The sequence below is a fragment of the Mesorhizobium sp. BR1-1-4 genome (assembly GCF_020165375.1).
Classification (GTDB): domain Bacteria; phylum Pseudomonadota; class Alphaproteobacteria; order Rhizobiales; family Rhizobiaceae; genus Mesorhizobium; species Mesorhizobium australicum.
This window is the reverse complement of the sequence record NZ_JAIUIB010000004.1, coordinates 506,005-516,976: the sequence shown is the minus strand read 5'-3', so window position 1 is coordinate 516,976 and position 10,972 is coordinate 506,005. Positions and strand designations below refer to the sequence as shown.

Sequence of the window (10,972 nt, the reverse complement as noted above, 5' to 3'; positions counted from 1 at the left end):
CTCCCCGTCCCCAACGACCGGGTCAAAGGAGCCGGCCCCGTCCCCGGGCCGGCTCCGCCATTTCTGGGAAGACATCAGTACATTGTGGTATAAATTTCCACAGGCGGAAGATCGAGATATTATCAGTCGGCAACTCCGCCTTCTGGACCGCAGCCGATGCAGGAAATTCCGGAAGATCGATGCGAACGCCATCGTCTGTTCAGGGCGATCGACGATGCCTTCAAGGCTGGCGACTTCGTGGCCCTCGGCACCGCCCTGGGTCGTTCGCCCCGCTGGTTTGACGAGCGCATGCCGTTTGAGCTCGGCCTTGGCCATCCGCTCGAATACGCGATCTACTGGAGCCCGCTTGCCTTCGTCGTGGCGCTGCTCGACGCCGGGTCGAGCCCAAACTACGACGATCATGCCGGATTTCCATCGATCATCGCGGCGCTGTCCACCGAGCGCGCGGACAAGCTCGACATCATCCGCATCCTCATCGATCACGGCGCCGATGCGGACATGCGAGGTGTCAACGACTGGACGCCGCTCCATCACGCCGTGGCCATGCGAGACGCCGAGGCGATCCGCCTGCTTCTTGCCGCCGGCGCGGATCCCTCTTTGAGGACTCGCATCGACCACTGCACGACAGCGCTGGAAGAAGCAGAGATTGCAGGGTTCGAGGTGGGCGCGTCGCTGCTGCGGGCAGCCCTTGCGGAGCGCTCAACCGGCAGCCGGGATTAATAGGCGCCGGTGGCCGACGGCATGCCGGCCGAGACCTCAGACCTTCTTCAACCCGAGCTTGAAGCGCCTGGCGTTGGCGACGTAGTGCGCGGCCGAGGCCCGCAGCCGCTCGACCGCCGCGTCGTCCAGCACCCGGATCGCCTTGGCGGGCGAGCCGACGATCAGCGAATTGTCCGGAAATTCCTTGCCTTCGGTGACCAGAGCGCCGGCGCCGACGAGTGAATTCTTGCCGATCCTGGCGCCGTTGAGCACGATGGCGCCCATGCCGATCAGGCTGTTGTCACCAATCGTGCAGCCATGCAGCATGGCGCGATGGCCGATCGTACAGCCCTCGCCGACGGTCAGCGGAAAGCCGGGATCGGTGTGCATGACGGTATGTTCCTGCACATTGGTGTCGGCGCCGATGACGATGGGCTCGTTGTCACCCCTGATGACGGCGCCGAACCAGAAGCCGGCATTGCGGCCGATCCTGATGTCGCCGATCAGCGTCGCATCGGGCGCGATCCAGTTCGAGTCCGCGTCGGCGAAGCTCGGCTCCGTTCCATCGATCGCATAAAGCGGCATTGTCGGTCTCCGATTCGCCTCAGCCTGGAAACCCTAGGAGACCGACAGCCCAGGAAGCAATGGCCAGCACGACGATGCCCAGCGCCAGCGACCAGGCAATAGCGGTGCAGCCGCATGACAGGAGCGCCACTGTCGAGATGCGGTTCGCGCGCCTCGCGTCAAGCGCATCGTTGACCAGCATGAACGGCCCGGCGCCCGCGGTCACAGCCAGCGAGCGCAGCACATGGGCAGGCGATACATAGGGTTCGGTGAAGGCGACCTTGCGACCCGATACCAGCTCCATTGTCGAGCCCGCCAGACCGCAAACCGTCAAACCGACGACAAAAGCGAACAGCAAGAGTTCCATCTGGGCCACATTAACCCTCCATTTACCATGAAATCGCACAGTCGTTTCAGGAAGTCTGCAAGGGCCGTGCCGTGCGAAGTGTGCCGTCAAGGGACACTTGGACCGCGGACACCCGGATGGCCGATTGGCGGTGGAACGAGGACCGAGATGAAGCAGGCAACGATCGCCGACGGTCCGGAACTGACCGTGGTCGATTCCATGCTGATGAAGCGGGTATTCTACGCGTTCGCGGCTCTGGCCTTGCTGTCGATAGCCATCAGCCTCGGCGGCAAATGGTTCGGCCGTTCCATTGCCATGGCCGGCTACACCGACGACGCGACCGTGCGCGAAGTGGTGATCGGCAACAACGTCATCACCGTGCCGGCCAATTTCATCCGGTTCGAGCAGGCCCGGCGCGACGGCGTCGCCACGCGCCTCGACCTTTATATGCGCTATCCCCAGATGGACGGCTACAGCGAGGCGTCGCGCGATGATTTCAATCACGCCGGAGCCAACAGGAACATCATTTTCCTGTCCTTCGAGCAGCAGATGATGTCGCGCGACATGAGCGGCCGGTTCGGGCCGATCTACAGCGCGCTCATCATCCAGCCCGGCATACCAGGCCCCGGCGGCACGACGGTCTACGGGTTCAATGAGAAATCAGGCTACCTGAACGAGGTGCTGGTCGTCGGCAAGCGCGCGGGCACCGACCCTTTCGTGGCCCGCTGCCTCAGCGGGCCGAGCGCCGGCGAATCGCTGGCGCCCTGCGAGCGGGATATCCATGTCGGGGACGATCTCAGCCTTACCTATCGCTTCCCAAGGGAATTCCTTGACGACTGGCAGACGCTAGACGCGGCAATCACGGCCAAGGCGGGGCGAATCCTAAAGACCGGACATTGACAGGCAGAAGAGGCCGGCCGCGCTCGATGCGGCCTGCCGTGGCATTGCGGGCTCAGGCCAGGTCGATGTCCAGGATCGCCATCGAGAAATTGTAGTCGCCGTCGTCCTCGTCCTTGAAGACGATGCCGAGGAATTCGTCACCGACATAGACCTCGGCCGAATCTTCCTTGCGCGGCCGTGCCTTGACCTCAAGCTTGGGGTTCTGGAAGACGCGCTTGAAATAGGCGTCCAGCTTTCTGATTTCGTCCGGCTTCAACAGTCTTCTCCGATCATCGGCTTGCTCGTTTGAACGGCGCTTCTGGCACGTCGACAATGGCGATGTAAAGGCAAGCCGGCCTTATTGCACCGGAAGCGGCAGCGCTGCCGGGCAATCATGCGGGGCAACTGCCGGCAAATCAGATATCGAAACTGATGACATGGTCCATCTTCTGCGACGGCAGAAGCTGGTCCATCTGGCGCGAAGGCTGGTCGCAGCCGGTCTCGCCAACCACGCGGGCCGGCACGCCGGCTACCGTCTTGTTGTGCGGCACAGGCGACAGCACCACCGATCCGGCGGCAATCTTTGAGCAATGGCCGATCTCGATGTTACCGAGAATCTTGGCGCCGGCGCCAATCAGCACGCCGTGGCGGATCTTGGGATGGCGGTCGCCGCCGGCCTTGCCGGTGCCGCCCAGCGTCACGCCATGCAGGATCGACACGTCGTCCTCGATAACCGCCGTCTCGCCGACGACGAGGCCGGTGGCGTGATCGATGAAGATGCCCTTGCCGATGCGCGCGGCCGGATTGATGTCGGTCTGGAAGACCGCGGACGAGCGGCTCTGCAGGTAGAGCGCGAAATCCTTGCGGCCGTGGTTCCACAGCCAATGCGCCAGCCGGTGGGTCTGGATGGCATGAAAGCCCTTGAAATAGAGCACCGGCATGATGAACCGGTCGCAAGCCGGGTCGCGGTCATAATAAGCCTGGATGTCGACGCGTACCGTGGTCGGCCAGTCCTTGTCGTCGGCGAGCATCGACTTGAAGGTCTGGCGGATGAGATCAGAGCCGATATCCTGATGAGCAAGCCGCTCCGCGATCCTATGGATGACAGCCTCTTCCAGACTCTCCTGGTTAAGGATCGTGGAATAGAGGAACGCGGCCAGCAAGGGGTCGCGGTTGACCGCTTCCATCGCTTCGTCGCGGATCGAACGCCAGATCGGATCGACCGGCTGCAACGCGCTTTGGCGGGAAATGCTGATGCTGTTCATCGACGTCTCGTCCTGCGTCCTGCTAGTCTGCCTGCCATCTGGCCGCACATATAAGCCAGTTCATAGCATGATTGAACTCAATTTTCCTTAGTGCTGTGTCAAATGGATTTGGTTCGCGGGAATTCAAGCAGCCATGGAAAACGAACCCTTGATCGACGATGCCCTGAAAACCGAGCTTTCGGTCCTCTACAAGGCCGGCGATCGCCACTATCACAACCTCACCCATATCGAAGCGATGCTGGAGCTGGCCGATGACTATCGAACGCTTCTGGACGACCCCGAGGCCGTCGAAGCGGCGATCTGGTTCCATGACGCCGTGTATGACAGCAGGGCCAAGGACAACGAAGCGCAAAGTGCCGCCCTTGCCGAGCAAAAGCTCGCCGGCCGCATCGATGCCGGGCGCCTGAGCCGCGTCAGCGCAATGATACTCGCCACCGCCACGCACCAGTTGCCGCTGTTCGACGACGTTGCGGCGACGCGCGACGCCAGCTTGTTCCTCGACATGGATCTTTCGATCCTGGGTGCCGCGCCGGATGCATTCGACGCCTATGAACGCGCGGTTCGCCACGAATATGGCTGGGTGGAAGAGCCGATGTGGCGTGCCGGCCGCGGCGCGGTGCTGAAAAGCTTCCTTGCCCGCCCGCATATTTTTCACACGCAGGAGTTCCGGCAGCGGTTCGAGCCGCAGGCAAGGCGGAACATGGCGCGGTCGCTGCAGGCCTTGACCTGATTTAGATCATTTCGCGACCCGAGATGCTCGTCCCCAAACTCCGGAGCCTCAGAGCGGATTTTCGGCGTAAAACTCCAGCACGCGCTGCTTGAAGGTCTTGTCCCCGACGGCCAGCATATGGTCCCTGCCCTCGATGTGGAAGGCCCTGGCGTTCGGCATCAGCGCCGCAAGCTCGTCCGGCGATCCGCCAATGTCGTCGGTGGTACCGACCGCGATCAGCGTCGGCTGGGCGATGCGGGCAATATCCTGCTCATCAAGCAGTTCCCGTGAGGTGACGATGCAGGCGGCAAGCGCCCGGCGGTCGCTGCGGGTCTGGTCGGCGAAGGCGCGAAAAGAGCGACCGCGCGGATGGGTGGTCGCGGCCGGATCCTCGGCCAGAAGGGCGGCCGCGATCGGATCCCAATCGCCTACTCCATCGATCATGCCGATGCCGAGGCCACCAAAAACCAGCGTCGCCACCTTGTCCGGGTCGGACAGTGCCAGGAAGGCCGCGATGCGCGCGCCCATCGAATAACCCATGACATGGGCGCGCTCGATGCCGAGATGACCGAGCAGGGCTGCCGCGTCCGAAGCCATTTTCGCCGGTGTATAGTCGGCCTCCTCATAGCTCTTGGATGACGAGCCGTGGCCGCGATTGTCGAAGGCAATGGCGCGGTAGCCGGCATCGTTGAGCGTCTTGAACCAGCCGGGCGACACCCAGTTGACATAATGGCTCGATGCAAAGCCGTGGATCATGAGCACCGGATCGCCCTCGCCAGATGCCGGCTGGCGGTCGAGGAAGGCTAGATCGAACCCGTCATGAGAGAAAAACTGCATCGGCTACACCACCATCGGCATTCAGCCGCCGCCACTTGGCGCATCGCCCTTGTCCGCCGGCGGCGAGCTCGGACCGGAGACCGTGCCGATGGCCGGATGGCTCAACAGATTGCCATATTCGATGCCGTTCCTGGCGGCCGTGCCGGCCTTGAGTTCAAGTACGAAACGCACGGGTATGCCAGGTGAAATGACGGCCTCGGACTGCGGTACGCCCTGTTTGACAGCCCGGATCTTGCCGTCCTGACCAATAAAGATCAGGTCAAGCGGCATCGGCGTGTTCTTCATCCAGAAGCCGACCTGTTGCTGGATCGGAAAAACGAACAGCATGCCATGGTCGTCCGCCATCTCCTGGCGATACATCAGCCCGGCCTCCCGCTCCGCGTCGGTGTCGGCGACTTCAATGGAAAACGAGCGATCTCCGCTTTTCGTCGCCACAACCAGCGGCGCGGGATCGACGGGAAGGATCATGGCCCGGCCATCGGCCGCGCTGGGTACCTGGAAATAGAAGAATGCGGCGGCGGCGACCATGACGGCAGCCACAGCGCACATCACGCCCGCCGTCAGCCCGTTCCTGTGTGTCATATGAAATCCTCGGCCGGATCGCCCTAATGCGAGACCGGCAAGGTGCCCATATCGGGGTGAATTTCGGCGGCCATAAGGCCTTTGTCACCGCGGCCGAAACGGACAAGCACGACCTGCCCCGGCCGAAGTTCGGTGATGCCGTAGCGCCGCAAGGTTTCCATATGGACGAAAATGTCCTCGGTGCCCTCGCCGCGCGTCAGAAAACCAAACCCCTTGGTTCGGTTGAACCATTTGACCAAAGCGCGTTCGAGCCCGCTCTCCGGAGTCACGGAGACGTGGGTGCGCTGTTCCTGCATTTCCGCGGGATGGACGGCGGTGGTGACATCCATGGAAAGCACACGGAACGCCTGCAGCCCGCGCTCACCCTGCTTGACCAGGCAGACCACGCGCGCGCCTTCCAGGGCAGTCTGGAAGCCGTCCCGTCGAAGGCAAGTCACATGGAGGAGGATATCGCCCGAAACACCGTCATCGGGAAGGATAAAGCCATAGCCCTTGGCCACATCGAACCATTTGATGGCGCCGGCAATCTCGGCCAGGTCGGCATCGCCGCCTTCATCGTGAGACAAAGCGTCGCCAAGGGTATTGGCCCGCCCCGTCAAAGAGGCCTTTTCCCCCATAAGAATGCCCCCTTTATTCAAGAACACCGCAACTGATTCTTGACACCAGATTAACACCGCGGCTTCCGGTGTGTGCAAGACCTGACGTGCCTTTTTTCACGGTTCATTGCGGGAATACCGGATTTGTTCTTTGCCGGCACCGCTTGCCGCCTCACGATTGCCCTTTGACCGGGCCGACCCTATGTTGCGCCGCAACCCAACAGATCGAGGAAAACACATGCGCTATCTGCACACCATGGTCCGCGTCGCCGATGTCGATGCCTCACTCGATTTCTACTGCAACAAGCTCGGCCTGAAGGAAGTTCGCCGCTATGAAAACGAGCAGGGCCGCTTCACGCTGATCTTCCTGGCCGCTTCGGAAGACGAGCAGAGCGGCATCAACGAGAAGGCGCCGCTGGTCGAACTCACCTACAATTGGGATCCGGAAGACTACAAGGGCGGGCGCAATTTCGGTCACCTCGCCTATGAGGTCGACGATATCTACGCCACTTGCCAGCATCTGATGGACAATGGCGTCACCATCAACCGGCCGCCGCGCGACGGCAACATGGCTTTCATCAAGTCGCCTGACGGCATCTCCATCGAGCTTCTGCAAAAAGGCCCAGCGAAGGCCAAGGCCGAGCCGTGGGCATCGATGGCGAATACCGGAAGCTGGTAATCGATCACCTTTTCGAGTGGCCGGCGGCCACTCGATGGTGTTTGGCGAGGTTGTGCCTATCTATGCAGCCATGGCGCCTGCCCGGAAGAGCGGCGCCTCGTATGAGATTGAGCTTCGGAGAACCTTCATGCCGACAAGCCATGCCAATGTCGCCACGGCCCATGCAAGCCGCTATCTGCAACAGCTGTGCAAGCATTGGGCGCACAAGTTTCCCGTCGAGTTCGACCCCAACCACGGCATCATCGACCTTTCACTCGGCCGTACGGTCATGGACGCCGACGGGGCAGCGCTGCACATCACGGTATCGACCGACGAGCCCGCTTCGATCGAGCGCCTCGAAAGCGTCGTTGCCGACCACATCAAGCGCTTTGCGTTCCGCGAAGAACTGGCCTTCGACTGGAAACGCGCCGAGGCGGCATAGTTCGTTCATGCGTGTCGCCGCCGCGCATTTCCGGCGAGACGCATGGATCAATCGCTGCCGGACTTGCCCGCCATCTCCAGCAGCGCCAGCACCGAACGCCAATTGCGTGCCGTGCCCGGCACTTTCAACGTGCGCGGAATGAGGTTGGCGAACACCGATTTGCCGAGCCCGTCCGGCGCGCTGAGGTAGAGCACGTCGCCCTTGACCTCGAAACGCTCGGGACCAGTGCACTTTTCCGCCAACCGCGCCACCTCGTCGGCGGTCGGCTCACGCTCCAGTGCATAGGCGTGGAGCTTTGTGTGGTCGGCGGCCGCTTCCGGATATGGATTTTCGCGCACCAGCCTTTCGAACCATTTGAAATCGCGCACCATGATGCGCGAATGGAAACCCCATTTTGTCTCGAAGGCCGCCTCGATCCGTTTGGTCAGCGCGGCCGCATCACCCTTGTCGGCCCGGAACACGACATTGCCGCTCTGCACATAGGTGGCGACATCGGAAAAGCCGAGATCCTCGAAGAAGGCCCGCAACTCCGCCATCTTGACGATGCGGTTGCCGCCGACATTGATGCCGGAAAACAGGGCGATGAAGATCTTTCCGCTCATATGATGAACCCGGCCAATGTCTCGTTTTCGGTGATGTCCTGATACTGGACGCCCTCGGCCTCGAAATTTGCCTCGAGGAGATCGAAATTGCGCCGATCCTTGGTTTCGATGCCGATCAGCACCGAGCCGAAATTGCGCGCCGACTTCTTCAGATATTCGAAGCGGGCGATGTCGTCGTCGGGACCCAGCATGTCGAGGAAGTCGCGCAGCGCGCCCGGCCGCTGCGGAAAACGGATGATGAAGTATTTCTTCAGGCCCTCGAAGCGCAGCGCCCTTTCCTTGACGTCCGGCAGCCGCTCGAAATCGAAATTGCCCCCAGACACCACGGCGACGATGGTCTTGCCCCTGATCTCCTTCCTGGAAAAATCCTTCAGCGCGTCGATCGCCAGCGCGCCGGCGGGCTCCAGGACCACGCCTTCGATGTTGAGCATCTCGATCATGGTCGCGCAGAGCCGGTTTTCCGGGATGAGCCGCACGCTGTCGGCGGCAAACTCCTTGAGATAGCGCAAAGGTTCGCGGCCGATCTCGGCGACCGCCGCGCCGTCGACGAAGTTGTCGACCTTGGCGAGCTTCAGCCGTTTTCCCGCGGCGAGGCTCTCGCGCAGGCTCGGCGCGCCGGCCGGCTCGCAGAAGACGAAACGCGCCTCGCGGCCCTGATCGGCGAAATAGTGCGTCACCCCGGCGGCGAGCCCGCCGCCACCCACCGGCAGCATGACGATGTCGGGCATGCGCCCGCCCGGCATCTGGTCCGCGATCTCGTAGGCGACCGTCGCCTGACCCTCGATGATATCCTTGTGATCGAAGGGCGGCACCATGTGGGCACCGGATCTTTCGGTGAATTCGAAGGCGGCGCGGTAGCAGTCGTCGAAGAAATCGCCGACCAGCCTGATCTCGACGAAATCGCCGCCAAACAGCCTGGTCTTGTCGATCTTCTGCTGCGGCGTCGTCACCGGCATGAACACCACGCCCTTCTTGCCGAAATGGCGGCAGACGAAGGCGAAGCCCTGCGCGTGGTTGCCGGCGGACGCACAGACAAACAGCTCGGCCTGGTTGCCTTCGTCAAGCGCCTTGCGGAAGAAGTTGAAGGCGCCACGGATCTTGTAGGAGCGCACGGGGCTCAAATCCTCGCGCTTCAGCAGCACCCGCGCGCCGGTCTTTTTCGACAGATAGTCATTTTCCTGCAGCGGCGTTTCCGGGAAGATCTGGCGGATCGCGGAGGCGGCGGTGGCGACGCGCGAGGAAAAGCTGGTCATGGCAAGATCATCCCGGGATCGCCCGCGGGCGAGTTAGAGGACAACCCTATTACACATCCGGCCCGGCAAGACCATTGCCCCGTGGAGCCCGAGCCTGCAACGGCGCCTTCCCGAAATGCCAGCAAGCACTTGGGGGCGTTTGTTCATGCTTCTTCGTCGCGCCGAGCCGCGCATTGACGGACGCGGAAGTTCGACATCCGGCCAGTTGCAGGTGCCTGACTTGTGCGACGTTGCGGCCTTGCCGCCCGCTTTGGCTTTCGCGCAACACTGCGCCCGCGGTCGCGAGGCGCCGACCGCATTTTGGCTGGACACGACTTACTTCCGCCGCACTTCGCCTGCTGGGGAGATATCGCGGAGGGTGGATTGGCCCTTTTTGGGCTCGAGTGGATTTTTGACGTGCATTTGAAGACGATTTGCATTCTTGCGCTTGCGCTGCTGGTGGCGGGCTGCGGCGGCCGCAAAACCGAGGAACTGCTCGGCAGCGCGGTCATGTCCGCGCCGGTAACGGAAATCGCGGGCAACCACTCGATCTTCATTGCCACGACCCGCAAGCCCTCCGACGATCCAAACAAGGTTTTCGACGGCGAACGCTCGGCGACGCTGAACTACGCCCGCGTCAACGTCACCGTTCCCGGTCTCCACCAGACCGGGCAGATCGAGCGGCGCTCGCGCGGCAAATCGAACGATCCCGCCAAGTATTTCATGGCTTCCGAAGTCGTCGGCTACGACACGCAGCCGAAATTCGCCAGCGCGCTCAGCGCCGACATAGCGGCACGCGGCGGCCGCGTCATGGTCTTCGTCCACGGCTACAACACCGGCTTCGACGACGCCGTCTACCGCTTGACCCAGATCGTCCACGATTCCGGCTATCCGGGAACGCCGGTGCTGTTCTCGTGGGCCTCGGGAGCCAAGACCACCGACTATGTCTATGACAAGGAAAGTGCCAGTGCCGCCCGCGACCAGCTCGAAGTGACGTTGCGCATGCTGGCGCAGAGCGGCGCGCGGCGCATCGACATCGTCGCCCATTCGATGGGAACCTGGGTGACGATGGAGACACTGCGCCAGCTCGCCATCACCGGTGACCGCGACCTCGGCGGCAAGCTCGGCGATGTGGTGCTCGCCTCTCCCGACATCGACGTCGATGTGTTCAAGAGCCAGATGCGCCGCTATGGCAAGCCCGACAAGCCGTTCATCCTGCTGTTGTCTGATGACGATCGCGCGCTGAGATTGTCCGGCCTGATCGCCGGCTCGCGCCCACGCGTCGGCGACTACAAGGATGCCGCGGACCTTGCCTCCTATGGCGTGACGGTCGTCGATCTCTCCAAGGTCAAGGGCAGCGACAGCTTCAACCACACGAAATTCGCCGACAATCCGGCACTGGTGAAGATGATCGGCCAGCGGCTGCGCGAGGACGATGGTTTCGCCAGCGACCGGGACGTGACCGACCGCATCAGCCTGCTTGGGCAGTAGATGCGGCGCAGCGGATTTCGCCGTGCCTGTTCAGCATCGCCGAACGATCGGCTCACTTTGAACTGGACCG

At 62.3% G+C, this 10,972-nt stretch carries 15 protein-coding genes; 6 read left to right on the top strand and 9 right to left on the bottom strand.

What is annotated here, in order from left to right; genetic code table 11:
- The first annotated feature begins 156 nt into the window (after positions 1–156).
- Positions 157–720 (top strand): ankyrin repeat domain-containing protein, encoded by a 564-nt coding sequence (locus LB571_RS11795; RefSeq protein WP_015318056.1) that lies wholly within the window; start codon positions 157–159, stop codon positions 718–720.
- A gap of 36 nt (positions 721–756) precedes the next feature.
- Here LB571_RS11795 and LB571_RS11790 read toward each other — a convergent pair whose 3' ends face one another.
- Complete coding sequence (locus LB571_RS11790) at positions 757–1,284, bottom strand: gamma carbonic anhydrase family protein (RefSeq protein WP_015318057.1); 528 nt, start codon at positions 1,282–1,284, stop codon at positions 757–759.
- Between the two features lie 19 nt (positions 1,285–1,303).
- On the bottom strand, positions 1,304–1,630 hold the full coding sequence (locus tag LB571_RS11785; RefSeq protein WP_263484860.1) for a DUF6949 family protein: 327 nt from the start codon (positions 1,628–1,630) through the stop codon (positions 1,304–1,306).
- A gap of 147 nt (positions 1,631–1,777) precedes the next feature.
- On the opposite strand from LB571_RS11785, the gene LB571_RS11780 reads away from it, so the two are divergent.
- Positions 1,778–2,509: a hypothetical protein gene (locus LB571_RS11780; RefSeq protein WP_224594598.1), complete on the top strand. Its 732-nt coding sequence runs from the start codon at positions 1,778–1,780 to the stop codon at positions 2,507–2,509.
- 52 nt (positions 2,510–2,561) lie between these two features.
- Here the strand turns inward: LB571_RS11780 and LB571_RS11775 are convergent, their stop codons facing one another.
- Together LB571_RS11775 and cysE are read right to left on the bottom strand one after the other, a co-directional pair.
- Entirely contained in the window at positions 2,562–2,765 is a 204-nt protein-coding gene (locus tag LB571_RS11775; RefSeq protein ID WP_006200852.1) for a DUF3126 family protein, read from the bottom strand.
- 139 nt (positions 2,766–2,904) lie between these two features.
- Positions 2,905–3,753, bottom strand: coding sequence for a serine O-acetyltransferase (gene cysE, locus LB571_RS11770; RefSeq protein ID WP_015318060.1), 849 nt, complete (start codon positions 3,751–3,753; stop codon positions 2,905–2,907).
- 133 nt (positions 3,754–3,886) lie between these two features.
- On the opposite strand from cysE, the gene LB571_RS11765 reads away from it, so the two are divergent.
- Positions 3,887–4,483, top strand: coding sequence for a hypothetical protein (locus LB571_RS11765; RefSeq protein ID WP_140665543.1), 597 nt, complete (start codon positions 3,887–3,889; stop codon positions 4,481–4,483).
- A gap of 48 nt (positions 4,484–4,531) precedes the next feature.
- Here LB571_RS11765 and LB571_RS11760 read toward each other — a convergent pair whose 3' ends face one another.
- From LB571_RS11760 to LB571_RS11750, 3 genes are read right to left on the bottom strand one after another with little or no spacing between them, the layout of a single operon-like run.
- On the bottom strand, positions 4,532–5,299 hold the full coding sequence (locus LB571_RS11760) for an alpha/beta fold hydrolase (protein ID WP_015318062.1): 768 nt from the start codon (positions 5,297–5,299) through the stop codon (positions 4,532–4,534).
- Between the two features lie 21 nt (positions 5,300–5,320).
- On the bottom strand, positions 5,321–5,881 hold the full coding sequence (locus LB571_RS11755; protein ID WP_140616941.1) for a DUF192 domain-containing protein: 561 nt from the start codon (positions 5,879–5,881) through the stop codon (positions 5,321–5,323).
- Between the two features lie 23 nt (positions 5,882–5,904).
- Positions 5,905–6,498: a cold-shock protein gene (locus LB571_RS11750; protein ID WP_015318064.1), complete on the bottom strand. Its 594-nt coding sequence runs from the start codon at positions 6,496–6,498 to the stop codon at positions 5,905–5,907.
- Between the two features lie 217 nt (positions 6,499–6,715).
- On the opposite strand from LB571_RS11750, the gene gloA reads away from it, so the two are divergent.
- Together gloA and LB571_RS11740 are read left to right on the top strand one after the other, a co-directional pair.
- Entirely contained in the window at positions 6,716–7,156 is a 441-nt protein-coding gene (gene gloA, locus LB571_RS11745; protein WP_015318065.1) for a lactoylglutathione lyase, read from the top strand.
- A gap of 127 nt (positions 7,157–7,283) precedes the next feature.
- Positions 7,284–7,577, top strand: coding sequence for a DUF2218 domain-containing protein (locus LB571_RS11740; protein ID WP_041163846.1), 294 nt, complete (start codon positions 7,284–7,286; stop codon positions 7,575–7,577).
- Positions 7,578–7,624: 47 nt separating this feature from the next.
- Here LB571_RS11740 and LB571_RS11735 read toward each other — a convergent pair whose 3' ends face one another.
- Both LB571_RS11735 and ilvA read right to left on the bottom strand, forming a co-directional pair.
- Positions 7,625–8,179 (bottom strand): DUF1697 domain-containing protein, encoded by a 555-nt coding sequence (locus tag LB571_RS11735; protein WP_140616942.1) that lies wholly within the window; start codon positions 8,177–8,179, stop codon positions 7,625–7,627.
- Entirely contained in the window at positions 8,176–9,432 is a 1,257-nt protein-coding gene (gene ilvA, locus LB571_RS11730) for a threonine ammonia-lyase IlvA (RefSeq protein WP_224594597.1), read from the bottom strand. Before ilvA ends, LB571_RS11735 begins: the two co-directional genes overlap by 4 nt.
- A gap of 396 nt (positions 9,433–9,828) precedes the next feature.
- On the opposite strand from ilvA, the gene LB571_RS11725 reads away from it, so the two are divergent.
- On the top strand, positions 9,829–10,902 hold the full coding sequence (locus LB571_RS11725) for an alpha/beta hydrolase (RefSeq protein ID WP_224594596.1): 1,074 nt from the start codon (positions 9,829–9,831) through the stop codon (positions 10,900–10,902).
- Positions 10,903–10,972: the final 70 nt, after the last annotated feature.